Origin of the sequence: Rhodococcus sp. NPDC056743 (assembly GCF_042790355.1) — a bacterium.
Lineage (GTDB): Bacteria > Actinomycetota > Actinomycetes > Mycobacteriales > Mycobacteriaceae > Rhodococcus_F.
This window is the reverse complement of the sequence record NZ_JBHTZI010000007.1, coordinates 287954-313182: the sequence shown is the minus strand read 5'-3', so window position 1 is coordinate 313182 and position 25229 is coordinate 287954. Positions and strand designations below refer to the sequence as shown.

At 63.9% G+C, this 25229-nt stretch carries 22 protein-coding genes and 1 other RNA gene; 9 read left to right on the top strand and 14 right to left on the bottom strand.

The features are described 5' to 3' along the window. Positions 1 to 3 precede the first annotated feature (3 nt). Positions 4 to 381, top strand: coding sequence for a hypothetical protein (locus tag ACFRFQ_RS18145; RefSeq protein ID WP_378660341.1), 378 nt, complete (start codon positions 4 to 6; stop codon positions 379 to 381). Between the two features lie 407 nt (positions 382 to 788). Here ACFRFQ_RS18145 and gatB read toward each other — a convergent pair whose 3' ends face one another. From gatB to ACFRFQ_RS18125, 4 genes are all read right to left on the bottom strand, one after another. Continuing rightward, positions 789 to 2300, bottom strand: coding sequence for an Asp-tRNA(Asn)/Glu-tRNA(Gln) amidotransferase subunit GatB (gene gatB, locus ACFRFQ_RS18140; RefSeq protein WP_378660338.1), 1512 nt, complete (start codon positions 2298 to 2300; stop codon positions 789 to 791). 25 nt (positions 2301 to 2325) lie between these two features. After that, positions 2326 to 3357: an ATP-dependent 6-phosphofructokinase gene (locus tag ACFRFQ_RS18135; RefSeq protein WP_033233152.1), complete on the bottom strand. Its 1032-nt coding sequence runs from the start codon at positions 3355 to 3357 to the stop codon at positions 2326 to 2328. 106 nt (positions 3358 to 3463) lie between these two features. After that, complete coding sequence (locus ACFRFQ_RS18130) at positions 3464 to 4126, bottom strand: response regulator transcription factor (RefSeq protein ID WP_138872972.1); 663 nt, start codon at positions 4124 to 4126, stop codon at positions 3464 to 3466. Positions 4127 to 4135: 9 nt separating this feature from the next. Further along, complete coding sequence (locus ACFRFQ_RS18125; protein ID WP_378660628.1) at positions 4136 to 5314, bottom strand: sensor histidine kinase; 1179 nt, start codon at positions 5312 to 5314, stop codon at positions 4136 to 4138. Between the two features lie 182 nt (positions 5315 to 5496). On the opposite strand from ACFRFQ_RS18125, the gene ACFRFQ_RS18120 reads away from it, so the two are divergent. The 3 genes from ACFRFQ_RS18120 to ACFRFQ_RS18110 are packed head-to-tail and all read left to right on the top strand — an operon-like array spanning position 5497 to position 8298. Continuing rightward, positions 5497 to 6141, top strand: coding sequence for a hypothetical protein (locus ACFRFQ_RS18120; RefSeq protein WP_378660334.1), 645 nt, complete (start codon positions 5497 to 5499; stop codon positions 6139 to 6141). After that, complete coding sequence (locus ACFRFQ_RS18115; protein ID WP_378660331.1) at positions 6138 to 7421, top strand: alpha/beta-hydrolase family protein; 1284 nt, start codon at positions 6138 to 6140, stop codon at positions 7419 to 7421. The genes ACFRFQ_RS18120 and ACFRFQ_RS18115 overlap by 4 nt, the downstream gene beginning before the upstream one ends. A gap of 25 nt (positions 7422 to 7446) precedes the next feature. Next, positions 7447 to 8298 carry a spermidine synthase gene (locus ACFRFQ_RS18110; protein ID WP_378660328.1) on the top strand — a complete coding sequence of 284 codons (852 nt, stop codon included), beginning with the start codon at positions 7447 to 7449 and terminating at the stop codon, positions 8296 to 8298. Between the two features lie 3 nt (positions 8299 to 8301). Here ACFRFQ_RS18110 and ACFRFQ_RS18105 read toward each other — a convergent pair whose 3' ends face one another. The 3 genes from ACFRFQ_RS18105 to ACFRFQ_RS18095 all read right to left on the bottom strand — a co-directional run bounded on the left by ACFRFQ_RS18105 (position 8302) and on the right by ACFRFQ_RS18095 (position 14353). Then, a complete protein-coding gene (locus tag ACFRFQ_RS18105) occupies positions 8302 to 11313 on the bottom strand; it encodes a bifunctional [glutamine synthetase] adenylyltransferase/[glutamine synthetase]-adenylyl-L-tyrosine phosphorylase (protein ID WP_378660625.1) in 3012 nt (1003 codons plus the stop codon). Next, on the bottom strand, positions 11313 to 12653 hold the full coding sequence (gene glnA / locus ACFRFQ_RS18100; RefSeq protein WP_138872968.1) for a type I glutamate--ammonia ligase: 1341 nt from the start codon (positions 12651 to 12653) through the stop codon (positions 11313 to 11315). The genes ACFRFQ_RS18105 and glnA overlap by 1 nt, the downstream gene beginning before the upstream one ends. A 107-nt stretch (positions 12654 to 12760) precedes the next feature. Then, positions 12761 to 14353, bottom strand: a complete 1593-nt coding sequence (locus ACFRFQ_RS18095) for an alpha/beta hydrolase (protein WP_378660324.1) — start codon at positions 14351 to 14353, stop codon at positions 12761 to 12763. A gap of 196 nt (positions 14354 to 14549) precedes the next feature. Between ACFRFQ_RS18095 and panB the strand changes: the two genes are divergently transcribed. Genes panB through pip form a run of 3 tightly spaced genes read left to right on the top strand, consistent with a single transcriptional unit; the run spans position 14550 to position 16855 of the window. Continuing rightward, positions 14550 to 15395, top strand: a complete 846-nt coding sequence (panB, locus tag ACFRFQ_RS18090; protein WP_378660321.1) for a 3-methyl-2-oxobutanoate hydroxymethyltransferase — start codon at positions 14550 to 14552, stop codon at positions 15393 to 15395. 54 nt (positions 15396 to 15449) lie between these two features. Continuing rightward, positions 15450 to 15884, top strand: coding sequence for a hypothetical protein (locus ACFRFQ_RS18085; protein WP_378660318.1), 435 nt, complete (start codon positions 15450 to 15452; stop codon positions 15882 to 15884). Then, on the top strand, positions 15884 to 16855 hold the full coding sequence (gene pip, locus ACFRFQ_RS18080; protein WP_378660315.1) for a prolyl aminopeptidase: 972 nt from the start codon (positions 15884 to 15886) through the stop codon (positions 16853 to 16855). Before ACFRFQ_RS18085 ends, pip begins: the two co-directional genes overlap by 1 nt. Positions 16856 to 16877: 22 nt before the next feature. Here pip and ACFRFQ_RS18075 read toward each other — a convergent pair whose 3' ends face one another. The 3 genes from ACFRFQ_RS18075 to rnpB form a co-directional block, all read right to left on the bottom strand. Further along, positions 16878 to 18329 (bottom strand): RNB domain-containing ribonuclease, encoded by a 1452-nt coding sequence (locus ACFRFQ_RS18075; protein WP_378660312.1) that lies wholly within the window; start codon positions 18327 to 18329, stop codon positions 16878 to 16880. Positions 18330 to 18338: 9 nt separating this feature from the next. Further along, positions 18339 to 18524: a hypothetical protein gene (locus ACFRFQ_RS18070; RefSeq protein ID WP_033233133.1), complete on the bottom strand. Its 186-nt coding sequence runs from the start codon at positions 18522 to 18524 to the stop codon at positions 18339 to 18341. Between the two features lie 337 nt (positions 18525 to 18861). Beyond that, an RNA gene (gene rnpB, locus ACFRFQ_RS18065) (RNase P RNA component class A) lies at positions 18862 to 19275 on the bottom strand. Positions 19276 to 19329: 54 nt separating this feature from the next. Here rnpB and ACFRFQ_RS18060 point away from each other — a divergent pair. Then, complete coding sequence (locus ACFRFQ_RS18060; RefSeq protein WP_378660307.1) at positions 19330 to 19857, top strand: DUF1697 domain-containing protein; 528 nt, start codon at positions 19330 to 19332, stop codon at positions 19855 to 19857. Continuing rightward, entirely contained in the window at positions 19854 to 21083 is a 1230-nt protein-coding gene (locus ACFRFQ_RS18055; RefSeq protein WP_378660305.1) for an SLC13 family permease, read from the top strand. Before ACFRFQ_RS18060 ends, ACFRFQ_RS18055 begins: the two co-directional genes overlap by 4 nt. On the opposite strand, the gene ACFRFQ_RS18050 is transcribed toward ACFRFQ_RS18055, so the two are convergent. The 4 genes from ACFRFQ_RS18050 to cobC all read right to left on the bottom strand — a co-directional run bounded on the left by ACFRFQ_RS18050 (position 21084) and on the right by cobC (position 25193). Then, positions 21084 to 22217 (bottom strand): bifunctional RNase H/acid phosphatase, encoded by a 1134-nt coding sequence (locus ACFRFQ_RS18050; protein ID WP_378660302.1) that lies wholly within the window; start codon positions 22215 to 22217, stop codon positions 21084 to 21086. Further along, positions 22214 to 22951 (bottom strand): zinc ribbon domain-containing protein, encoded by a 738-nt coding sequence (locus ACFRFQ_RS18045; protein WP_378660299.1) that lies wholly within the window; start codon positions 22949 to 22951, stop codon positions 22214 to 22216. The genes ACFRFQ_RS18050 and ACFRFQ_RS18045 overlap by 4 nt, the downstream gene beginning before the upstream one ends. Before the next feature lie 80 nt (positions 22952 to 23031). After that, positions 23032 to 24162 (bottom strand): Nif3-like dinuclear metal center hexameric protein, encoded by a 1131-nt coding sequence (locus ACFRFQ_RS18040; protein WP_378660297.1) that lies wholly within the window; start codon positions 24160 to 24162, stop codon positions 23032 to 23034. Beyond that, on the bottom strand, positions 24159 to 25193 hold the full coding sequence (gene cobC / locus ACFRFQ_RS18035) for an Rv2231c family pyridoxal phosphate-dependent protein CobC (RefSeq protein WP_378660294.1): 1035 nt from the start codon (positions 25191 to 25193) through the stop codon (positions 24159 to 24161). The genes ACFRFQ_RS18040 and cobC overlap by 4 nt, the downstream gene beginning before the upstream one ends. Positions 25194 to 25229 lie beyond the last annotated feature (36 nt).

The window sequence follows — 25229 nt, the reverse complement described above, 5'->3', positions numbered from 1 at the left end:
ACGGTGGCGTCGAATCTGGGCGCGTTCTGCCGGAACCACCACCGCCTCAAGCACTCCGGAGCCTGGCAGCTAGACCCGAATCCGGATCGCAGCATCACCCTGACCTCGCAGACCGGGCATCGCTACCGAACCCGAGCGGCCGGGATACTCGCCGGGATGCAGGAACCGCCGCCACCGGACGGCGGCACCAGACGGCGGACACGACTCGAGAACAAAGCTGCCCGCATCCGCAGCGAACGGAAACATCAACGAGCAAAGATCCGGCGTCGCACAGCGAAACAGTCGGATCGGGTACGCCGGCAGACGTTCCCGATCTCCACACCCCGAAAACGGGCGCCCCACAAACCCGTCGACTACGGCGACGACCCGCCGCCATTTTGAGCAGGTTTGCGTGTTCTTTTGTTACCGGGGCAAATCACCGCGCAGATGCCAGGAACGGTTGGCCAACCACGTCGTGGTCTACGGCCCCTGGGACTGCGGAAACTGCTGGCACTGCTCACAAGGACTCGAGAATTACTGTTCTCGCACACAGGAACTCGACATTCACCCGCCCGGACGGGGCGCCCCCGGTGCACTGGCCGAGTTCACCGCGACGGCAGCGCGCCTGCGAAAGTGGGGTTCTTCCAAAGTCGGTACGAGGCTTCGGTGACACTTCCGTACTGGGGAGCCCGCAACGAGCTAATCGAATTGATCGACCTGGCACACGCCGGCATCTTCGACATTGATGCCCGGCCGAATTCGATTCGGCCGGGCATCAAAGAAGAATCCACCTCGAGGGATCGGCGAGACTAGCTGCACGCCTCCAGGACAAGTTCCTTCACCCGCGCCGCGTCAGCCTGGCCGCGGGTGGCCTTCATAACGTCGCCGACGATCTTTCCGGCGGCCTGAACCTTGCCGCTGCGGATCTTGTCTGCGATATCGGGGTTGGCAGCGAGCGCCTCGTCGACAGCAGCCTTGAGCTTGGTCTCGTCACGTTCGACAACCAGTTCGGGATGCGCCGCCAGAACCTGCTCGGGGTCACCCTCGCCGTCGAGGACGTGGTCCACTACCTGGCGAGCGACCTTGTTGTTGAGCTTGCCACTGTCGATGAGGGCGACAACCTGAGCGACCTGCGCCGGGGTGATCGGCAGCGCGCCGAGTTCGACGCCGCGGGTGTTGGCCTGCTGGGACAGGTACGACAGCCACCAGGACCGAGCGGCCTCGGGCGAAGCGCCGGCTTCGGTGGTGGCGATGACCAGTTCGATCGCACCGGCGTTGACGAGGTCACGCATGACCTCGTCGGAGATTCCCCAGTCCTTCTGAATTCGCGCGCGGCGGATCCAGGGCAACTCGGGCAACGTGGCGCGCAGTTCTTCGACCCACTCGGCGCTGGGTGCTACGGGCTCGAGATCGGGTTCCGGGAAGTAGCGGTAATCTTCCGCGGTTTCCTTGCGTCGACCGGCCGAGGTGGTGCCGTCGGCTTCCTGGAAGTGACGCGTCTCCTGGATAACTTCGATCCCGGCGTCGAGCACTGCAGCCTGACGACGCATCTCGTAGCGGACTGCGACCTCGACACTCTTGAGGGAGTTGACGTTCTTGGTCTCGGTGCGAGTACCCAGTTCGGTGGATCCGATCGGGTTCAGCGAGATGTTGGCGTCGCATCGCATCGAGCCCTGGTCCATGCGGACGTCGGAGACGTCGAGGGACTTGAGCAGATCACGAAGCGCCGTGACGTACGCGCGGGCGACCTCTGGAGCGCGCTCACCGGCGCCGTGAATGGTCTTGGTGACGATCTCCACCAACGGCACACCTGCACGGTTGTAGTCGAGCAGCGAGTGGCTGGCACCGTGGATACGGCCGGTAGCGCCACCCACGTGGAGGGACTTACCGGTGTCCTCTTCCATGTGGGCGCGCTCGATCTCGACGCGCCACGTGGTGCCGTCGTCGAGGATCACGTCGAGGTAGCCCTCGGTTGCGATCGGCTCGTCGTACTGGGAGATCTGGTAGTTCTTGGGCTGATCCGGGTAGAAGTAGTTCTTGCGCGCGAATCGACCCCACGGTGTGATGGAGCAGTTGAGTGCAAGACCGATCCGGATCGCGGACTCGACGGCAGCAGCGTTCACCACGGGCAACGAACCAGGCAGGCCCAGACAGACCGGGCACACCTGGGTATTGGGTTCGGCACCGAACTCGGTGGGGCACGGGCAGAACATCTTGGTAGCGGTGCCGAGTTCTACGTGCACCTCCATACCCATCACAGGCTCGTACTTGGTCAGCACTTCGTCGTAATCGAGGATGTCGGGCGCATCGACAGCAGTCATGGCTACTAGTTTATGCGCCGGACGCTCAGCCGAAGAATGCGGCTGCCTCCTCGTAACGCTCCTTGGGCACGGTCTTGAGCTTGCGGGTTGCCTCGGCGAGCGGAACCAGGTCGATGGACGTACCGTGCAGGGCCACCATCTGGCCGAAATCACCGCGATGAGCTGCATCGGTGGCGTGGACGCCGAAACGGGTGGCGAGGATTCGATCGTGCGGTGTCGGGGTGCCACCACGCTGGATATGGCCGAGAACCGTCGTACGAACTTCCTTGCCGATGCGGCGCTCGATTTCGTTGCCCAACTGCTGGGCGACGCCGGTGAAAATCTTGTGGCCGAACTCGTCGATGCCACCTTCGCGCAAGGTCATGGAAGCGGGATCTGGCATCGCGCCTTCGGCAACGACACAGATGAAGTGAGAATCACCACGCTGGAATCGCTTCTTCACCATCGCGCACACCTCGTCGACGTCGAACGGCTGCTCCGGAACCAACGTCAGATGAGCACCCGACGCCAATCCGGCCTGCAGTGCGATCCAGCCGGCATGCCTGCCCATGACCTCGACCAGCATGACGCGCTGGTGCGATTCCGCTGTGGTGTGGAGCCGGTCGATGGCGTCGGTGGCAACGGCGAGCGCGGTGTCGAAACCGAATGTGACGTCGGTGCAGTCGATGTCGTTGTCGATCGTCTTGGGCACTCCGATCACCGGAACACCACTCTCCGCGAGCCAGCTGGCCGCAGTGAGTGTGCCTTCGCCGCCGATCGGGATCAGGACGTCGATTCCGTTGTCGTCGAGAGTTTGCTTGATCTGATCGAGTCCAGCCCGGAGTTTGTCGGGGTTGACGCGTGCGGTTCCCAGGATGGTTCCGCCGCGCGTGAGGATGCGATTGATGCGGTCGTCGGCAGCGAGGGGAACTTTGCGGTCTTCGAGCAGACCACGCCAGCCGTCACGGAAACCGACGACGGTACTGCCGTACCGCCCGTCGGACGTGCGAACCACTGCACGGATAACCGCGTTCAACCCTGGGCAGTCGCCGCCACCTGTGAGGACTCCGATTCGCATTGTAAAAAGCACCTCTCAACAGTTGGGTGGTTCAGGATCTGATGTCCATCTTCCCCCAGCACGCGCAGCGGCGCAGGATTGTCACTTTTCAGATCAGGGCCAGCCGTCAGCCCGGTGTGACAAGTCCACTTTCGTATGCCACGACAACCGCCTGCGCTCGATCACGCAAGTCCAGTTTCGACAACACTTTGCCGACGTGAGTCTTCACCGTCTGCTCCGCGACAAACAGGTGCTCGGCAATCTCGATGTTCGAGAGACCTCGCGCAATCAGTTCGAGCACTTCGCGCTCACGAGGGGTCAACATGTCGAGAGCACTGGAACGAACCCTGGCCGGTGTTCGTCTACTCGTCACTTCCTCGATCAACCGACGTGTCACCGTCGGAGCCAACAGCGCATGTCCTTCGGCGACGACGCGCACCGCCCGGATCAGTTCTTCAGCGGGGGCGTCCTTGAGCATGAAACCGCTTGCACCGATACGCAGAGCCTCGTAGACGTAGTCGTCGATGTCGAAAGTCGTCAGCATGAGAACCCGAACCGGTGGCTCTGCGCCCGTCGCCAGAATCTGGCGTGCCGCATCGAGGCCGTTCATCTCCGGCATGCGGACGTCCATCAACACGACGTCGGGACGCAGACGCGCTACTTCGGCAACCGCAACCTTGCCGTCCGGGGCATCTCCGATGACGCTGATGTCGGGTTGCGCGGCGAGCAGAGCTCCGAATCCCTGTCTGACCATTGCCTGATCGTCGGCGATGAATACTGTGATGGGCACTCCGACAGCCTAGGCGCCCGCTGTCGGCAGCACGGCGCGGACCTCGAACCCGCCGCCCGGCTGCGGCCCGGCGTCGACCGTTCCGCCGACGGCTGACGCTCGCTCGACCATTCCGCGGATTCCATTGCCACCGGCTGTATCCGGAGGTGTCGGGCCACTGCCACCCGCCGACGGACCGTTCACGACCCGAACATGCGTTGACGCGGGGCCGAACTCGACGGACACTTCGATCTGACTGCCCGGCGCATGCCGGACGGCATTGGTGATCGATTCCTGCACGATGCGATACGCCACAAGACCCGTCGACGCAGAAACGCGTGTTCGATCACCATCAACGTTCCACACCAACGGAATTCCCGCACGGGCACTGCCCGCCAGTAGCTCGTCGAGTTGCAACGCTCCCGGTTGCGGCGCGATCTGGGTGGCCTCGGCGTCGCTACGCAGAACACCCAACAATCCACGAATCTCGTTGAGCGCGGCGCGCCCTGTGTCACCGATCGAATCGAACTCGGCGCGGATCTCGGGCGTCACGTCGTCGAGTCGATACGGCGCACTCTGCGCCTGCACCACCACCATCGACATGTGGTGGGCGACAATGTCGTGCAGCTCGCGGGCTATCCGGGCCTTCTCCTCCAACACGGTTCGGCGGGCACGTTCGACCTCATTTACTTCTTCCTGCTTCGCCAGCGCGCGCCGTGAAAGAACGAGCCACCGAATCAGAAAACAGAAGACCACCAAGGCTGTCAGGCCCACCGCCCAGCCGGCACCGTCCTGACCGGGAGTCTCGGCGAAGAACAACAGCACCGTCGAGATCCACGCCACCCCCACCACCGGTACGGCGGCTGTCAGGCTGACTGCGGCAAGCAGAGCCATGATCACCATGATGTGAACAACCTGCCAGGGATACTCGTACCCGGGCACCAGGTCGAATACGTGCGGAATCACCAACGCCGAAATCGCGGAAACAGCCCAACCCAGAGCGGGATTGATTCGGATCAAGACAAAGGGAAACGCGGCCAACGCAGCGACAAACGGCTGAATCGGCGGTGACACCGCATGTGTCAGGTGCAACGTCGGCCAGGCGACCGTAAAGAGAATCAACGTCACGACAACAACAGCCACGTTTGCGAACTGATCCCTGGTCGACCGCCGCGACGCGCGTGTCACCTGCGCCTGCGCTACTTTCATCTTTCCTGCCTTCATCACCTGTCCAGCCTAGAAAGCGAACCCGCGAAAGTCGTCATACTGCGGAGTGAGAAACCCCTAACTCCGCAGTATCAGTCGTCCAGGGTTTCTCTCACCCCAGACGCCGCACAAACCACTCTGCGGAGCGATGCCGGGATGCGCCCGCCGTTCATAGCGTCGACTGCATGCGGATCACACGAGCAACGACGAGCGCAACCTGGGCAGCACTGAGTGTTGTCGCAGCGGCGACGGTCACCATCAGTGCCGCGCCCCGCGATGCGCAGGCGGCAGCGCCGGAGAATCGCCTTGCAGCACAAGCCGTTGCAGCGGTCACGTCTGACGCCACCCCAACCGTGCCGCGCGACTTTGCTGCGTTCTCCGGCTACGAACCCGTCGTCGTCGACGGCTATCTCGCCAATCCGAACGGTGCCTGCTCGTCTCCCGTGCCCCTTCCCGACGAGTTCGACTCCCCCTGCAAGGCCCACGATCTTGGCTACGACCTGCTCCGCTACTCGCATTTCCACGGCGCCGAACTGGGCCCATGGGCAAGGCAAGCACTCGACGGTGAACTCGACCGGCGAATGCACGACGCCTGCGACACGCGGGAATCGCCGGCGTCGCGGTCCTACTGCTTTGCCATGGCCGATATCGCCGTCACTGCCGTGAACGGGAATTCGTGGCGTCAGAACTACCTGACACCGGTTCAGGAATCCGGGTTCGGATACGCCGCCGCTGGTGTGCTCGGCCTGTCCGCACTCGGGCTCACTTTCCTCCGGCCGCGGCGGTCTGCCCCGGCCGGCACCTACTCAACGAAAGCCGTGGCAGCATGAGCGTTCTCGATGTCGTCCACCCGTCGTCGCTCTCTCGGATCGGAGCGGTTCCGCTCCCCCGCATCTCGGCAACGGTTGCCGCGGGTTCGATGGCCGCGGTGTCACTGGCGCCGGGGCTATTGCCGAGAACCGCGGTGCTGCAGGGACTTTTCAGTGGTGTACTCATGGCGGTGGGAATCTTTGTCGCTTGGGCCCTGACTACCGCATTGCAGAAAACGGCGTTGCGAACCGGACCACGGCGGGTCGACACTCGATCCTGGCGGGCGCGAACCACCTTCGTTTCCACCGCCGTGGTTGCGATGTTCGCTACTTCCGCCAACGGCTGGCAGAACTCACTTCGCGTTGCGATGGGAGCGCCGCCGATCGGAGTTCGCTACTGGGTCGAAGTCATGTGCATCGCCGCCCTGACCGTACTGATCCTGACAGCAGTGACATCCGGAATCCGGAAAGTGCTGCACCGTTTGGGTTTTGCCCGCAGTCTGGGCATCGCAGCGATCTGCGCTTTCGGACTCCACCTGGCATTCGGCGGTATCGCCACAGCGTCGGCGCAGTCAGTGGAAGGGCAGAAGTTCCTTGCCGCGGGCACCGATTCGGTGCGTGTCTATGCCGATCTCGACTCCGGACCGAACGCGCGATCACGCGCCGACCAGGCGGTGGCAGAACTTGATCACGTCGGCGGGTTTGCCCGCAGCGCCGTCGTTGTGGCTGTTCCCACCGGTTCGGGGTGGATCGATACTCGGGCCGTCGACGGTATCGAGCAGCGCTTCGGCAGTGATGTCGCGATCGTGGGTCAGCAATACTCCGCTGCCCCGAGTTGGGCGGCATTTCTGTTTCAACGCTCCGACGCCGAGGAATCGGCCCAGACGTTGCTGACCGCTGTCGCCACACGCATCGCGGAACTTCCCGCCGCTGATCGCCCCGACCTCTATCTGTACGGACAGAGTCTCGGCGCCGTCGGCGGCAGCGCTGCCCTGACCGAGACCCTTCCGACGCAACTCTGCGCCGTCCTCTGGGCCGGACCACCTGCCGGCGCCACCCGAGTGGAGGGGACGACAGTTCTGGCCAACACCTCCGATCCCGTGGTGTGGTGGTCGCCTACCCTGATGACAACGCCGCCGGACCTGAGCCACGCAGTCCAGGACGCCCCGATGCCGCAGTGGATTCCGGTAGTCAGTTTCCTTCAGACCAGCGTGGACATGCTCGCCTCTCTCGACGTCCCCGCGGGCCACGGTCATCGGTACGGCACCGAGCAGGGCACGCAACTCGGGACATGCCACTAGAGGGTCAGCGCCTAGAGTGGGTGCAGTGGCCAAAGGAACGCGCAAGACCAAGACTCGCAGCATCACCCCCGACCGCCGAGACGACGGGCCCGTCCCCGGCGTCTTCCCCATCGATACCGGTACGTGTGAACTTGTTCGTGATCAGTACTCGGACACGGGGTGGATTCTGCAGATCAACGGTGTTCCCAGTTCACACATCGACCTGGCCGATCCGAAGACATTGGACTTCGAATACATGCGCTGGATCGCCCACCTGGTCGATTCGGAACGCGACACCACTGAGCGTCTGCGAGTCCTCCATCTCGGCGGCGGCGCCTGTTCGATGGCTCGGTACTTCTCCGCGACATACCCCGACGCCCGTCAAGTTGTCGTCGAAATCGACGGTGCGTTGGCCGAATTGGTTCGCGACTGGTTCGACCTGCCACGCGCACCGCTGCTGCGCATCCGCGTCGGCGAAGCGCGCACAGTAACCGAGACCCTCACCGATTCGACACGCGACATCATCATCCGAGATGTCTTTGCCGGCAGCACAACTCCGGTGCCACTGACCACGGCGCAGTTCACCACGCACGTACGACGCGTCCTCGCGCCGGGAGGGATTTACCTCGTCAACTGCGGCGACACCCCGGACCTGCAGGGAGCGCGCGCCGAAGCTGCAACTATCGGTGCACAATTCGAGCACCTGGCGATCATCGCCGATCCGGCAATGCTCAAGGGCAGGCGCTACGGAAACATGATCATCGCCGGTAGCGACGTTCCGATTGCGCAGTCGCCGGCCCTGGCCCGCGAACTTCTGGGCGGCGGAGTTCCCGCACACGTGTGGGGCGACGCCGAGGTCCGAAAGTTTGCCGCCGCAGCATCCGTCCGGGAGGACTGAACGCTACTCTCCGCCGAACACCCGTTCCACCACGGCCTTTGCCCGTCGCGTGATGCGGAGATAGTTGTCGAGGAACTCCCCCGAGTCGTCTCCGTATCCAGCAACCTGCGCCACGGCGGACAGGACGCGTCCCGGACCTGGCAATTGATCGGTCGGCTTCCCCCGAACCAGCACAAGGCAATTGCGCGCCTTGGTCGCGGTGATCCACGCGTCGCGCAACAACTCGACGTCGGATTCACTGAGCAACTCGGCTGCGCCGATCGCGTCCAGCGTTTCGAGCGTCGACGTGTTGTGCAGCGACTCGACCTTGTCGGCGTGACGCAACTGGATCAGCTGCACGGTCCATTCGATGTCGGCCAGCCCACCGCGACCCAATTTGGTGTGTGTCGCGGGATCGGCTCCACGAGGTAGGCGTTCGGAATCGACACGAGCCTTGATTCGGCGAATCTCGCGAACCGCCGTTTCGCTGACCCCACCCTCGGGGTAACGGGTCTTGTCGATCATGTGCAGGAACCGCAGACCCAGATCGGGGTCACCGGCTACCGGGTGCGCACGAAGTAGTGCCTGAATCTCCCACGCCTGCGCCCATTTTGCGTAGTAGGCGTCGTACGATTCGAGAGTGCGGACCATGGGGCCGTTGCGTCCCTCGGGGCGAAGTCCCGTATCCACCTCGAGCGGCGGATCGGTACTGGGCGCACCGAGCAGCTTGCGGACCTTGTCCGCAATACTGTTGGCCCACTTGACCGCAACGGTCTCGTCGACGCCCTCCACCGGCTCGCACACGAACAGCACGTCGGCGTCTGAGCCGTATCCCAGTTCGCCGCCGCCGAGTCGGCCCATGCCGATGACGGAGAACGCGGCGGGTGCCGGCGTTCCCAGTTCGGCAACACTGGCCCGGATCACAGCGGAGAGCGACGCGTTGAGAACCGCAGCCCACACCGACGACAGTGCCTTGCACACCGCAGGAACGTCGAGCATTCCCAGAATGTCGGCCGACGCGATGCGCGCCAATTCGTGGCGACGCAACGAACGTGCCGCTGCAACAGCGCGATTGGGCTCACTGTGCCGTGCCGAGGCGGTGAGAATTCCGCGCGCGACGTCCTCGGGTACCGGTTCGATCAGACGCGGGCCACTCGGCGAATCCGCGTACAGGCGAATGACGTCGGGTGCCTTGATCAGCAGATCCGGCAAGTAGGCCGAGGAACCCAGCACCATCATCAGGCGTTCGGCTACGGCAGCCTCGTCGCGAAGCAACCGCAGGAACCAGGTCTGATCGACAAGCGCGTCGGACAAGCGTCGGTACGCCAACAGTCCGGCATCGGGATCCGGTGTGTCGGCAAGACATTCGAGCAACGTCGGCAAGAGCAGCGCCTGGATCCGCCCCTTGCGGGACGCCCCGGCAGTCAAGGCCGTGAGGTGGCCGAGCGCATTCTCAGGGGCGGTGTATCCCAACGCCGCCAACTGACGAACAGCAGCTTCGGGCCCGAGAGCCAACGATTCCTTGTCCATCCGAGCCACGGACTCGAGCAGCGGACGGTAGAACAGCTTGGCGTGCAACCGGCGGATTCGATGGGAATTCCGTTTGATCTCGGCGCGCAACACCCCGAGCGCGTCGAGGCGGCCGTCGGGACGCATGTGCGCGGCGCGGGCCAGCCAGCGCAACGCCTCGTCGTCGTCCGGCGGCGGCAACGTGTGGGTGCGCTTGAGCTTCTGCAACTGCAGACGATGCTCGAGGAGGCGAAGGAACTCGTAGGACGCCGTGAGGTTCGCAGCATCGTCTCGGCCGACGTAGCCACCGGCAGCCAATGCCGTCAGCGCGTCGACGGTACTCTGCACGTGCAGACTCTCGTCAGCGCGGCCGTGCACCAATTGCAAGAGCTGAACGGCAAATTCGACGTCACGCAAACTTCCACGCCCGAGTTTGAGCTCGCGCTCACGCATCTCGGGCGGAACCATTTCCTCGACGCGTCGGCGCATTGCCTGCACCTCGGGAACGAAGTCCTCACGTTCGGATGCCGTCCAGACCATCGGGCTCATGGCCGCGGCGTACTGGCGCCCGAGTTCCATGTCCCCCGTCATCGGGCGGGCCTTCAGCAGAGCCTGGAACTCCCACGTCTTGGCCCATCGCTTGTAATACGCGATGTGGGATTCGAGCGAGCGCACGAGTTCGCCGCGCTTACCCTCTGGACGGAGCGCAGCATCGACTTCGAAGAAGGCGGACGTGCCGATCCTCATCAGCTCGCCCGCTACGCGCGACGCGGTGGCGTCGGCGGGTTCGGCAACGAACACGACGTCGACATCGGACACGTAATTCAGTTCGCGCGCACCACATTTGCCCATCGCGATAACGGCGAGCCGGATGGGGCACGTGCCTTCGGGGCATACGGTGGCGATGGCAACCGACAGAGCAGCGGTCAGGGCCGCGTCGGCCAGATCCGAGAGCTGATGCCCGATCGTCTGATACGGCACCACGGGTTCGTTTTCGACGGTGGCCGCCAAATCGCACGCGGCCAGCAACATCAGCTGATCCTTGTACGACTTTCGCAGCGCGACTACGGCGTCCGGACCGGTCATCGCAGCGCGGTACGTCTGCGAGCCGGGGGTTGCACCCTCGTCCAACGTTGCGCCGACGGCGCCGAGCAGCGCCGTGGTGGCAGCGTCCTTGGTCGGCAGCGACGTGCCGTCGAGAATGCGCCAAGCGGACGGATCGGCAACGAGGTGATCCCCGAATGCCGCCGACGCTCCGATCAGCCCGAGCAAGCGTCCGCGCAGGCTCTTGTCCTTACGCAGCGCGTCGTCGAGGTCACTCCAGCCGTCGCCCAACGAATCCTTGATGCGCACCAACGTGCGCAGCGCAAGATCGGCGTTGGCCGAACGTGAGAGCGACCACAGGAGTTCGATGCTCTCCGAGTCCACCCAGCCGAGTTGACGAAGCTCGTCGGCTGCGGTGTTCTCGACCAACCCGAGCCGGCCCGGCCCGGGTACCACGGATCGTGCGGACGGCGGCTTGACCATCACAGGCCGAGGTAGGTCTTGAGCTCGAACGGCGTCACGTGGCTGCGGTATTCCTCCCATTCGCGCCGCTTGTTCCGCAGGAAGAAGTCGAAAACGTGCTCACCGAGAGCCTCGGCCACCAACTCCGACTTCTCCATCTCACGCAGAGCACCGTCGAGGTTGCTCGGCAATTCCTTGTAGCCCATGGCGCGGCGCTCAGCGGACGTCAACGACCACACGTCGTCCTCGGCCTCGGGAGGCAAGGTGTAGCCCTTCTCGATGCCGCGCAGACCAGCAGCGAGCAACACCGCGAACGTCAGGTACGGGTTGCACGCCGAGTCTGGGCTGCGAATCTCGACACGACGCGACGACGCCTTGTTCGGCGTGTACATCGGAACGCGAATCAGCGCCGAGCGGTTGGACGGTCCCCACGACGCTGCCGTCGGAGCCTCACCGCCGTGGACCAGACGCTTGTAGGAGTTGACCCACTGGTTGGTGACGGCACTGATCTCGTTGGCGTGCTCGAGAATGCCGGCGATGAATGCCTTTCCGGTCTCCGAGAGCTGCATCGGATCGTCCGGATTGTGGAACGCGTTCGTGTCGCCCTCGAAGAGACTCATGTGGGTGTGCATCGCCGAACCGGCCTGATCGCTGAACGGCTTGGGCATGAAGCTCGCCCGCACGCCTTCACCGATCGCAACCTCCTTGACGACGTACCGGAAGGTCATCACGTTGTCGGCCATGGACAGCGCGTCGGCGTAGCGGAGATCGATCTCCTGCTGCCCGGGAGCTGCCTCGTGATGGCTGAACTCGACCGAGATGCCCATGGACTCGAGAGCGTCGATCGCGTGACGACGGAAGTTGGGGGCCGAATCGTGCACGGCCTGATCGAAGTATCCGCCGGAATCGGCCGGGATCGGCGGAGTGCCGTCCATCGGGCCGTTCTCGAGAAGGAAGAACTCGATCTCCGGATGCACGTAGCAACTGAAGCCCAGGTCGCTCGCCTTGCTCAGCTGACGACGAAGCACGTGGCGCGGGTCCGCCCACGACGGAGAACCGTCCGGGTTCGTGATGTCGCAGAACATACGGGCCGAATGTTGCGCGCCGTCCTTGTGCGCCCACGGCAGCACCTGGAACGTCGACGCATCGGGGCGGGCAACGGTGTCGGCTTCGGACACTCGGGCGAACCCCTCGATGGCGGAACCGTCGAAACCGATTCCCTCTTCGAAGGCACCTTCGAGTTCCGCGGGGGCGATCGCCACCGATTTGAGGTAACCGAGAACGTCGGTGAACCACAAGCGGACGAACCGAATGTCGCGCTCTTCCAGGGTACGAAGCACGAATTCTTTTTGGCGATCCATGCACGCGAGAGTAAGCAAGCCACGTTAAATCTGTGTTACATCAGCGGCACGAGTTGCGGGAGTGATGCGTCACTCCCACATCGCCCCTGCGTGCGGGCCTACAGGTACTAACATGTCAGCCCGTCCTCCGGGATCTTCAGGTAGACGAGGTAGTTGATCACCGCGTCGTCGACGCATGGCTCGCCGTCCAGAGCAACGGTGTGTTGCGTTCCCTCGAACGTGACGAGCGAGGCTCCGAGTTGTCGCGCGAGGTCCACGCCGGCCTGATACGGAGTTGCCGGATCCTGCGTCGTCGACACGACGACCAGCGTCGGAAGGCCGGCGTCGGCGAGTGCCTGCGGATCGAGCTCATGCGGACTACCGGTCGCCGGAACCGGCCAGAACGCACACAGATCGAGCGGCGCCTGGCCGGTACCTCGCCCGTCGTCGAGGAACGGTGCGGCCTCGCGATACCGGGTGTCGGCTTCACCTGCTTCTGCCCGATCAGTGGTGGCCGGATCGTCGACGCACCGGATCGCATTGAACGCGTCGTTGATGTTGGAATACGTGCCGTCGATGTTTCGGCCCTCGTACTGATCGGCCAAACTCAGCAACGCATCGCCTCGACCATCCGCCAGGCCGGACAGACCCATGCGCAATGTCGTCCACAACTGCTGCGAATACAGCGCCTGCTGCACACCGGTGATCGCATCCTCGTAGCTGAGTCCGCGCGGATCCGTCGTGGCGGCAGGGTTGTCGATCAGTGGTTCTATCAACGCCTGGAACCGCTCTCGTGCCCGGGCCGGATCACTTCCGAGCGGGCAATCGCGCCGCGACGCACAGTCGGCGGCAAAGGCATCGAACGCGACCTGGAAGCCCTGCCCTTGCAGCACAACTTCGTCGACGACGTCCTGATTCGGATCCAAAGCGCCGTCGAGCACCATGGCCCGAACGTTCTGGGGGAAAGTTTCGGCGTAGGTCGCGCCGATTCGCGTTCCGTAGGAGAACCCGAGGAAGTTCAACTCGGGATCCCCGAGCACACCGCGAATCACGTCCATGTCGCGCACCACTTCATAGGTTCCGACGTGCGCAAGGAACTCGGCTCCCGTGTTCTCCACGCATGCCGCGGCGTAATCCCTACTGTCCTGTTCCGCGTCGGAAATCCCCTCGGGGGTCATGTCGATGTCGACATCCGCGCGCTCGGCATCGAACTCCGCCGGCGTCAGACAGCGGACCTGAGGCGTCGACGCCCCCACGCCGCGCGGATCGAACCCGATCCGGTCGAAACGCTCCGCGAGCTCCGTCCTGGAACCTTGAGTCGCCATCGCCAGTCCTGACGCACCAGGTCCACCAGGGTTGATCAGGAGCGATCCGATTCGATCCCCCGTCGCCGCTGCTCGCGAAATGACAACCTGCGCCGTCTCTCCGGTCGGCTCCGCGTAATCGACCGGAACCGTGACCGCGGCGCAATCGACCGAACTGCTGAGCGGTGAATCACCCGGGGTGGCAAATCGTGCACACGAACCCCAGTCGAGAGTCTGCTCGTAAAACGTCTCCAACCCCGCCGGAACCGAACCCGCTGCCGCGGAATCTGCAGACCCCTCGGAAGCGATGGAAGTAGACGAGGGATTGTCACCGTCGGCAGCGGTGCAACCGACAACCAACAGGAGAACAGCGACGCTTGCGGTACACACACCGGAGAGGCGAACGAACTTCGACATACCTCGATGGTGCCAGGAAACGACGGTTACCAGCCATTCGCTACTTCTGCGGCATCGCTTGCCGGTGTGACCCATCGCACCAGGTTTTGCTATTCGCACCGACGGTTTCCGGTGGCAGACTGAGCGTGTCATCACCCACACCCGGGGACCCGACGGCAATCAATGCCTAAGGCCTCGAGGCACGAAAGGGACAACGATGTCCGAGACTCCTTTGTACGGTTCCGCAGCTGCTACCCCGGCTGCTCCGATGCGCAAGACACGCATCCACCACCTCGCCGAGATGAAGCAGAACGGCGAACGTTGGTCGATGCTCACGGCATACGACTACTCGACGGCCCGAATCTTCGAAGAAGCCGGAATTCCGGTTCTCCTCGTCGGTGATTCCGCCGCCAACGTCGTATACGGGTACGACACCACCGTGCCGATCACGGTCGACGAACTTCTCCCGCTGGTTCGCGGTGTAGTTCGCGGCGCTCCCCACGCACTTGTTGTTGCCGACCTTCCGTTCGGTACCTATGAAGCCTCCCCCGAACAGGCTCTGGCTACCGCTACCCGCTTCATGAAAGAGGGCCTCGCGCACGCCGTGAAGCTCGAGGGCGGCGAGCGGATGAGCAAGCAGATTGCCGCTATCACCTCGGCCGGCATTCCCGTCATGGCACACGTCGGTTTCACGCCGCAGAGCGTCAACTCGCTCGGGGGATTCCGCGTCCAGGGCCGCGGCGACGGCGCCGACCAGCTTGTGGCGGACGCCATTGCCGTTCAGGAAGCCGGCGCTTTCTCCGTTGTCATGGAAATGGTTCCGGCCGACATCGCGGGCCAGGTCACACGCAAATTGACCATCCCCACCGTCGGCATCGGGGCGGGCAACGAATGTGACGCCCAGGTCCTCGTCTGGCAGGACATGGCCGGCTACACGAGCGGCAAGACAGCCAAGTTCGTCAAGCGTTTCGGTAACGTCGGTGACGAACTGCGCTCAGCGGCCGCAGCCTATGCGTCAGAAGTTCGCACGGGCGCCTTCCCGGCCGTCGAGCACAGTTTCTGATCCGAGACCGGCGAACGCCGCCTGTCTCTCGAAAAGAAATTCAGGGGTGCGTTCATGATCGGTAACCGTCGTCATTTCACAGCGGCCGGCGTTGGTGCTGCTGCTCTCGTGACGGTTCTGAGCGGATGCGCGGGAGGGACAACGACCTCTCCCGCGCCCAGCTCGGCCACACCGACCACTTCCGCTGCTGCGGCGACTACGACGGCCGCCGCAGCGGGCACATTCACCGACGCTCAGGTGCAGCAGTTGTGCTCGGACATGGAAGCCGAGCTTCAGAATTGGCGAACAGTCACCCCGACGCTGGGCAAGGGCGCGCTCAATCTCCTGGTTGGTACGTGGGCGAGCCAGAACGGCATAAACCTGCTCGACCTTGCGGCTCACCGTGATCGTATCGACACGGCCATGGCAACCACCTGTCCGGAAATCCGAGACGGTGCGCTGTACGCGCTGGAGATCCCCGACCTCGCGTCGGGCATGGTCGGTTTCTGATGGCCGAAACAGGTGAACTCCGCGAGCTCTATCCCCCGATCGAGCCGCACACGTCAGGCTTCCTCGACGTCGGCGACAACCAGAACATGTACTGGGAGATCAGCGGAAACCCCGACGGCAAACCTGTCGTGTTTCTGCACGGCGGCCCCGGCGGTGGGACACACCCGTCGCTGCGGCAGTTCTTCGATCCAGACGCCTACCGGATCATTCTTCTCGACCAGCGTGGATGCGGTCGGTCCACTCCGCACGTCGCTGACGGCGCCGATCTGTCGGTCAACACCACCGACAAGTTGCTGCACGACATCGAAGCCCTGCGTGAGCATCTCGGTATCGAGAAGTGGATGGTGTTCGGCGGATCGTGGGGCTCAACCCTCGCACTGTCCTACGCCGAAACCTTTCCAGCCCGTGTCACCGAGCTTGTGCTGCGCGGGATCTTCCTCCTGCGTCGAAGCGAAATCGACTGGTACTACAACGGCGGAGCGGGTCATCTGTTCCCCGAACGCTGGGCCAAGTTCCTCGAACCGGTGCCGCAGAACGAGCGCGGCGACGATCTGGTGGCGGTGTACCACCGACTCCTGCATTCCGACGACGCCGCTGTGGCAGAGCGCGCTGCCATCGCCTGGTCCGCGTGGGAGGGTGCGACAAGCTACCTGATCCCGAAGCCGGACAAGGTCGAGGAGAACTCCGAAGTGCGCTTTGCGCTGGCCTTTGCCCGGATCGAGAACCACTATTTCGTCAACGGCGGTTTCTTCGACGAAGGTCAACTACTGACCAAGAGTTCCGCCCTGCACGGCATTCCCGGAACCATCGTGCAAGGTCGCTACGACGTCGTCTGCCCCGCCACCAGTGCCTGGGACCTACACAATGCCTGGCCGGAGTCAAAGCTCGTGATAGTCGACGACGCCGGCCATTCCGCGATGGAACCCGGCATCACCCATCACCTGATCGAGGCAACGGACTCCTACCGGTAACTCTGCTCTGTGCCGGAAAGCTCTACGCCGGGAAAGTGAACTCCACAGTTCGCTTGGTCGTGTCGACGGCGGTGAGTCGCACCTTCACCCGCTCACCGTCGTCGGGAGTGCCCACACATTTTGCGATCACGGTTACCGACGGAATGAACACCTCAGCCGCACGCTTGCCGTCCTTCGATCGCATCACGACAGCGTCGAACACCTCGCCGACGCGTCCCTCGAGCAACGTCACCTCGGTCAGATCGATGCAGGCCCGGTCCACCTTGTTGGCAACCGAATCCGATCCACTCATGATCGGCGGCAATTCCGGAAGTGCCGCGCGCACCCAATCCGGTACCGGCGTACCAGCGCTGATCGCCAGACAAATCTCGGTACTGAATCGATCGGACAACCGGCGCAACGGAGCGGTCACGTGAGCGTAGGGCGCGCCGATCCCCGCATGCACTGTCAGATCGGGCAATTGGCCGTCGAACGCCGCATAGTCAGCGCCACGCAGCAAAGACGGCGCTACCGACATCAAGGCCATCGTGGACGGCTCCTGCGCGTCGAGTCCCGCGAGAACTTGGCCAACCGATTTGCCCGGCGGCCACGTAATACCCAGTGCAACCGCAGTTCTCCGCAACGTGTCCACTGCCGATTGCTCGGCCGGCGGCAGCGTCCGCAACAATCCGACACCTGCGTCGATCATCATCCTGCCGGCACACATCCCCGTCAACAGCGATACTTCGGCATTCCAGTCGTCGGCTTCCGTGCGCGGTTCCAACACAATTCGCCACCGACCGGTTTCGTCCGGCCCGGATTCTTCCCGGACCACCGACTGCTCCGGCAACTTCAGTTCGATTGCGCCGCGGGCTACCGCCGAGTCACCACGTAGCCTGCCGAATTCCGGGAGAGCTGCGATCGAGGGGTGCAAGGTACCGGCATCGGCGTCGGCCTGGACCGTCGAATAGTCCAGACGCGCCACGGATTTCACGAGGGCTCTGGTCACGGTCCACGACGTCGGCTCTGCGTTGACGTCGAGTTCGATTCGCCAGAGTGCTGCCGGGCGGACCACATCCGGCAACAGGCTGGCCGACCCTTCCGACAGGGCACGCGGATGCAGGGGTACGGAACCGTCCGGGAGATAGAAGGTTTGGCCCCGCTTACGGGTTTCGACGTCGAGCGCGCCGCCCGGAATCACCACCGCGGCGACGTCCGCGATGGCGTAGTGGACAACAAAGCCGTCGGCCGACTTTTCCAGATGCACTGCCTGATCGAGGTCCATCGATCCGGGCGGGTCGATGGTGACGAACTCGATGTGTGTGGCGTCGACTCGGCCGTCGGCATGCCGATCTCGGGCGTTGTCGGCTTCGCTCTGTGCCGCCCTACCGAACGCATCGGGTAACGAAAACTCCGCCCGAATCGTCCCGAAGTCGATTCCCTGCACCGTTATTCGACTTGCGGGCACGCGTCCTCCACCTTCGATTCGGCGCATCAACCGAACTCAGTTGTTCCAGTCGTCATCGGCCCGATCAGCGGCTTTGTTGCGTTCCGCCGCGATCTGCAGTGCATGCTCTGCCGACTCCCGATCAGGGTACGGCCCCATTCTCGTCAAAGATGAGGGACCCTTGCCTTGAGAGACAGAACCATCGGACACGTCGAAGTACCAGAGTCGATCTTCATCAGTCATGAATACAGTGTGGCATTTCAGTGGGAGTCAAGCTTGTAGATCGCTGTGAGACTGCTATTCTTTCGACTTGGCCTGGCAGGTGAAAACCGGACAATCGAACGGTGAGTTCTGCTTGATCGCCCTCGACAAGCTACGAACAGAAATTGGAGCGCGCAATGTCCGCAATTCTTTACGATTACCTCCTCCCGCTCATGGGCCATGACGCGGCGACCTACTGGGCGACGCTGTTGGTCATCAAGCCCATCTGATCCACCGCCACACGATCTACGACAGACAACCCCCATCGGCCATGCCGACGGGGGTTGTCTGCGCTTGCGACGCCTTGAACAAGTCAGGGCGAACGAGTTGGCGTATAAGCCGGATCCTGTCCTCGACACCGAAGTGACGAGTGGCGACCATCCATCTGGACACACCGTCGCCGGGTGCCTCACGCGGTTCACCCGCAAGCTCGGGCGAGCAGCCCTCGAACACTTGCGCAGCCGCACCGCACGCGATGCGACCTTCAACCTTGCTCCGGGCGGGGTTTACCTAGCCACCCCGGTCACCCGGGGTGCTGGTGCGCTCTTACCGCACCGTTTCACCCTTACCTGCCCCGAAAGGCAGGCGGTCTGTTTTCTGTGGCACTGTCCCGCGAGTTGCCTCGGGTTGCCGTTAACAACCGCCCTGCTCTGTGGAGTCCGGACTTTCCTCGACTCGGGGCCTGTGCGCACGACGCGCTGGTTCCCTGATCCGCGGCCGCCCGGCCAACTCGTCCGCCCCAGTAGGTTACCGGGTCGCTGTCGGTGACCCGAACTATGGTCGCCTTATGACTCGGTACGTGGCCCTGCTACGCGGCATCAATGTCGGCGGTATCAACATCAAGATGGTGGACCTTGCGCGCGTCTTCACCGAACTCGGATTCGAGCGTGTGAAGACGGTCCTGGCCTCGGGCAATGTCCTCTTCGACAGCGCCAGTGCGAATGTGCCGGCGCTGAAGAAAACCATCGAAACAGCTCTGAACCGCGAATTCGGGTACGAAGCCTGGGTGTTCGTGCTCGACACCTCAGCCTTGGCGGCCATCGTCGACGGATATCCTTTCGACCCCGACCGCGAGGGTTGGCATGCGTACGCGATGATCGCGTCGGAACCGTCGGTACTCGCAGAACTCGTCGAATCGGCGGCGGGGCTCGATCCAGCAGTCGAACGGGTCGCCCCGGGTGACGGTGTCTTGTACTGGGAGGTCGAGAAGGGCATGACCATCAAGAGCACATTCGGCAAGAACACCGGCAAGCCGAAGTTCAAGGCGTACACCACCACCCGCAATCTGAACACTCTCCACAAACTTCTGAAGTGAGTCTTCTTCCGATCGTTCTGGTCGGGCTCGTGCTTGTGTTCGCGATTGTTCGCCCGCGCGGACTGCCCGAGATCGTGGTGGCCGGCCCCGCCGCCCTGGCTGTCGTTCTGGCCGGGGCGGTCACGCTCGGTGAGGCACGCGATGAAGTGACGGCGATGGCGCCGACCGTCGTGTTCCTTGTGGCGGTGCTGATCCTCGCTCATGCCGCCGACGCACTGGGTGTTTTCCACTGGGTCAGTCAGATTCTGAGGCAAGGTTCGCGCCGCGATCCGCGGCGCCTGCTCACCTATGTGTTCGGCGCAGCGGCCGTGACAACGGCCGTACTGAGTCTCGACGCGACGGTTGTGCTGCTCACCCCGGCAGTGATCGTCGCCGCCCGATCCATCAGCGTCAGCCCGCAGCCGCACTCGTATGCCGCTGCGCACCTCTCGAATTCGGCGTCGACACTTCTCCCCGTCTCCAATCTGACCAACCTCATTGCGTTTTCGGCAACAGGACTGACTTTCCTGCACTTCACCGCGCTGATGGCGCTGCCGTGGATCGTGACGATCGTGATCGAGTACGTCATCTTTCGATGGTTCTTCCGATCGGAGCTCGGTCCCGTGGCTGCCCCGGTTCGAGAAGTTCACCACGCACCGGCTCCCGTCCTGCCGTTGGTTGTCATCGGGGCAACGCTGTTGGGCTTCGGCGCTTCGGGATTCGTCGGCATCGAACCGGCGTGGGTGGCGGTTGCCGGGGCCGCAGTGCTGTCTGCGATCGCCCTTCGCCACCACAGAACCGACTTCACGCGGATCGTCTACGCGGCCGATCTGTGGTTCTGCGCATTTGTTCTGGTGCTCGGCATTGTGGTGGCGGGCGTCGCGAACGGTCCCGTCGGGGATGCCGTGGCCCGGATGCTGCCGTCCGATACCAGCTACGTCTCACTGCTCGTGGTGGCAGCGGTGGCGGCTATCGCGTCCAATCTCGTGAACAACCTGCCGGCCACCTTGCTGATGATCGCGGCCCTTGGGCCCTCGGCCCCGGCCGGTCTGATCCTGGCCATGCTCATCGGGGTGAACCTAGGCCCCAACCTCACCTACGTCGGATCACTGGCCACGATGCTGTGGCGGCGAGTGGCTACCAGCGTGGACGCTGCGCCCACGCTGGCAACCTTCACACTGCTCGGTCTGGCAACCACGCCGCTGACCCTGCTCGGAGCGGTCAGCGCGCTCTGGCTCGTTCTGTAGCTAGCGCAGGTGCGATGTGTCGTTCACCAGTCGCACCGATGCTCCCCCGTCCGGGTAGAACTCGGCGATACTCAACGACGCCAAATCCAGGTGCAAGCGATACAGCAACGACGGGCCCGCATCGAGCGCCAATTGCACCAGAGTCTTGATCGGTGTCACATGCGAGACCACGAGCAGGGTCGATCCACCGTAGGTTGCGAGCAGATCGTCACGGGCGGCAATCACCCGCTCACGAACCTCGTCGAAGCTCTCACCGCCAGGCGGCTTCACGGACGTGTCGGACAACCACGCCGTGTGCAGTTCCGGATCGCGCTGCGCCGCTTCACGAAACGTGAGCCCGTCCCACTCACCGAAATCGGTTTCGATCAGACCCTTGTGCTCGATCACCGGCAGGCCGAGAACCCGCGCCGATTCCTCGGCCGTTTCGCGCGTGCGGCCCAACGGAGACGAGACAATGGCGTCGATGCCGCCGCGACTGCCGAATCGTGCTGCTGCACCGGCAGCCTGGGCCCGCCCCAGTGCCGTGAGGATCGGGTTACCCCGACCCGAGTACCGGCGATCGACCGACATCGCTGTCTGGCCGTGGCGCAGCAGCAACATGCGCGTCGGCTTACCCACGCTGGCCGTCCACCCGGGCGAACCGGCGATCTGCGGCTCGGACGAGGTCTCGGCGGGCGCGGTTCGCGGTGTCGACACCGGGACAGGGTCGCTTGCGGTGTCCACACCGGCGGCCGCGTCCATAGCCTCGTTGGCCAGGCGATCCGCGTGCGAGTTCTCGGCGCGGGGAATCCAGGTGTACGTCACGCTCGCGAACTGCGCCGCCAACTCCGCGGCCTTCCGCTGCAGCGGAATCATGTCCGGGTGCTTGACCTTCCAGCGCCCGGACATCTGCTCGACAACCAGTTTGGAATCCATCCGGACATCAACGTCGGAGGCGCCGAGTTCGCCGGCAGCGGTCAAACCCGCAATCAACCCGCGATACTCCGCAACATTGTTGGTGGCGGTGCCGATGCTTTCCTTGCGTTCTGCCAGCACCGTGCGGGAGCTGTCGAACACAACGGCGCCGTAGCCAGCCGGACCTGGGTTTCCCCGCGATCCACCGTCAGCCTCGACGATGACTCGTGACAAACTCACAGACCGGACTCCTTGGTACGCACCATGATTGCGCCGCATTCGGGGCAACGGACGACAACATCGGACGCCGTGCCCGCAATGCGCGAAATCTCGCCGCGGTCGATTTCGATTCGGCAGGCGCCGCAGCGGCGAGCCTGAAGCAGGGCTGCGCCGGGTCCGCCGAGAGTGCGCTGCTTCTCGTAAACCGCCAGGAAATCGGCGGGGAACTCGGCGACCAAACGCTCACGGTCCGCGGCGCAACGCTCCTGCGCCTTGTTCAGATCGGCGACGGCGTCGTCGCGACGACGCTTGGCGTCGACCAATTCTTCTTCTGCCTGCGACAGCTGCGCGCCGGCGTGATCGTAATCTGCCTGCAGCGCCTCACGCTGCTCCATGACCTCGAGCAACTCGTCTTCGAGAAGCCCCTGTCGACGCACGAGGCTGCCGAGTTCGTGTTCGAGTTCGGTGAGCTGCTTGGCAGCTACCTTGCCGCTCTGCAAGAGAGTGCGGTCTTTGTCTTCACGCTGACGAACAGCGTCGATCTCACCTTCGAGCTTGCGGATATCGCGATCGATGTCGTCGATCTGGATTTCGACGCCGACGGACGCATCCTTGCGGCTGACGCGCTCAGCCTCGAGACGGTCAACTTCCTGCTGCTCGGGAAGGGCACCGCGTCGATGTGCGATCCGGGTGAGCTCCGCATCCACGCCGGCGAGGTCGAGAAGCTTGGCTTGCACCTGTGGTTGGACGTTCACGCTGTGTAACTCCTGCTGTATGTCCGGTGACGGGTCTGCTGTTGAAATGTTCGTGCAACCGTACCTTGATCGGTGGCCACCTACGACGCACTCAGGCACCACGGATCGGTGCGGATGGTGCTGACTCGGCTGTGCCACTCGGGAACGGACCCGAAGGCGGCGTCGACCACCGACTTCGCCTGGGCGCACCACGGATATTCACTGGCCCAGTGTGCAACGTCGACGAGTGCCGGTCCACCAGCCCGCAGGTGCTCGTCAGCCGGGTGATGCCGCAGGTCGGACGTCACATACACGTCGACGCCCAGCGCGGACACCACGCCGAGATACGAATCGCCGGAACCGCCGCAGACCGCGACGGTACGCACCATCGCGTCGGGGTCACCGGCGGCTCGAACACCCCATTCCGTCGACGGCAAACCTCCCGCGACGCGCGCGGTGAACTCGCGCAGCGATTCGGCGTGCGGAAGCTCACCGATGCGGCCGAGGCCCAGTGAGCTCGCGAAGGTGGCTAACTCGAACACGTCGAAGGCCGGTTCTTCGTAGGGGTGTGCGGTGCGCAGAGCCTCGAGTACCGCCGCGCGCTTGGGGCGCGGCGCGATGACCTCGATCCGATCTTCCGAGACCTGCTCCAATGCTCCAACGCTTCCGATGGCCGGAGTTGCATTGTCGCCGGGACGGAATTGTCCGGTACCCGTGACGGTCCAACTGCACTCGCTGTAGTCGCCGATGCGGCCGGCACCTGCCTCGAACAACGCGTCCTGCACTGCGGCGGCGGTCTCGATCGGCACCATGACCACCCATTTGTCCAGGGGCTGCGAAGGCTTCGGTTCGATCGGGCGCAGCACTGTCAGACCGAGCGCATCGGCCAGAGCGTCGGAGACGCCGGGATCGGCCGAATCGGCGTTGGTGTGCGCCGAGAACAAGGCGCATCCCGCTTTGATCAGCTTGTGCACCAGGGCGCCCTTCGGCGTGTGCGCGCCGACGGTATCGACTCCGCGCAGCAGGAGCGGATGGTGCACGACCAGCAGGTCCGCGCCCGAGGCGATAGCGTCGTCGACCACGGATTCGGTGGGATCCACGGCAACGACCACCCGGGTTACCGAATCGGCCGGGTCGCCGCACACCAATCCGACGGAGTCCCACGACTCGGCGAGTGCCGGTGGGTACGCGGCCTCGAGTACCGCTATGACGTCGGCGAGGGTTGTGCTCACAAAATCTCCTTCATTGCGTCGATCAGGATCGACACCTGATGCGGCGGGCGAACTGCCAGGCGTAGATGATCGGGGCCGAGTCCGGGAAACGTATCGCACCGACGTACAGCGATTCCGCGCTCACGAAGGTGCAGACGCATCGCTTCTCCGTCGGCAAGCTCGAGAAGAACGAAGGGCGCCGACGCGGGTTCGTGGACCGAGATTCCGATACCGCGCAGTTCGCGGCACATCGACTCCCGATCGCGGGCAATTTCGATTGCCTTCTCTTGCGACTGCCTCACCGCCGATGGTTCACAACACGCCCTGATCGCTTCGATCTGCAAGCTACCGAGCGGCCAATGCGCCCGACCCTCGGTGAGCCGCGCCAGCACGTCGGGTGCTCCGAGGGCGTAGCCGCATCGCAAACCTGCCAGCGCCCATGTCTTTGTCAGACTTCGCAGCACCAGCACGTCCGGCAACGACCGATCGGCCACGCTCTCGGATTCTCCCGGTACCGCGTCGCCGAAGGCCTCGTCCACGACCAGAATTCGGCCCGGCCGACGCAGCGCCAGCACATCGTCTTTCGGATGCAGCACCGACGTCGGATTGGTGGGGTTACCCAGAACCACAAGATCGGCCGATTCGGGCACGTCCGCGTCACGCAACAGATACGGCGGTTCCAACGTCACTTGCGTCACGGGCACGCCGGCCTCCCGCAGAGCCAGCTCGGGTTCCGTGAACGACGGATGGACCAGCGCCGCCGCTGTCGAGCCGAGCCGTGGCAGCATGGCGAATCCCTCGGCCCCACCGGAAAGCAACAACACCTCGTCGGGCCGGCGGCCGTGCCGCGCCGCGACGGTTTCCCTGGCCCGCAGTTCCGCTGCCACAGAGGGGTACGCACCGAGCGTCGACAACTCGTGCGCCAGGCGCTCCTGCAGCCACGCCGGGGGGCCGCTGCCCTGAACGTTAACGGCAAAATCGAGAAGCCCCGGCTGCGCGTCGACGTCTCCGTGGTGACGCAAACTGTCCAGGTTGTCCGCTGCGATACTCACGGTGACGAGACTACGGGCGCGGACAGGGCTCCCCAC

Coding starts and splice junctions, on each gene's coding strand:
- gatB (WP_378660338.1), bottom strand. CDS start 2,300: ATGACTGCTGTCGATGCGCCCGACATCCTCGATTACGACGAAGTGCTG.
- ACFRFQ_RS18135 (WP_033233152.1), bottom strand. CDS start 3,357: ATGCGAATCGGAGTCCTCACAGGTGGCGGCGACTGCCCAGGGTTGAAC.
- ACFRFQ_RS18125 (WP_378660628.1), bottom strand. CDS start 5,314: ATGAAAGTAGCGCAGGCGCAGGTGACACGCGCGTCGCGGCGGTCGACC.
- ACFRFQ_RS18120 (WP_378660334.1), top strand. CDS start 5,497: ATGCGGATCACACGAGCAACGACGAGCGCAACCTGGGCAGCACTGAGT.
- ACFRFQ_RS18115 (WP_378660331.1), top strand. CDS start 6,138: ATGAGCGTTCTCGATGTCGTCCACCCGTCGTCGCTCTCTCGGATCGGA.
- ACFRFQ_RS18105 (WP_378660625.1), bottom strand. CDS start 11,313: ATGGTCAAGCCGCCGTCCGCACGATCCGTGGTACCCGGGCCGGGCCGG.
- glnA (WP_138872968.1), bottom strand. CDS start 12,653: ATGGATCGCCAAAAAGAATTCGTGCTTCGTACCCTGGAAGAGCGCGAC.
- ACFRFQ_RS18095 (WP_378660324.1), bottom strand. CDS start 14,353: ATGTCGAAGTTCGTTCGCCTCTCCGGTGTGTGTACCGCAAGCGTCGCT.
- panB (WP_378660321.1), top strand. CDS start 14,550: ATGTCCGAGACTCCTTTGTACGGTTCCGCAGCTGCTACCCCGGCTGCT.
- ACFRFQ_RS18085 (WP_378660318.1), top strand. CDS start 15,450: ATGATCGGTAACCGTCGTCATTTCACAGCGGCCGGCGTTGGTGCTGCT.
- pip (WP_378660315.1), top strand. CDS start 15,884: ATGGCCGAAACAGGTGAACTCCGCGAGCTCTATCCCCCGATCGAGCCG.
- ACFRFQ_RS18075 (WP_378660312.1), bottom strand. CDS start 18,329: ATGCGCCGAATCGAAGGTGGAGGACGCGTGCCCGCAAGTCGAATAACG.
- ACFRFQ_RS18070 (WP_033233133.1), bottom strand. CDS start 18,524: ATGACTGATGAAGATCGACTCTGGTACTTCGACGTGTCCGATGGTTCT.
- ACFRFQ_RS18060 (WP_378660307.1), top strand. CDS start 19,330: ATGACTCGGTACGTGGCCCTGCTACGCGGCATCAATGTCGGCGGTATC.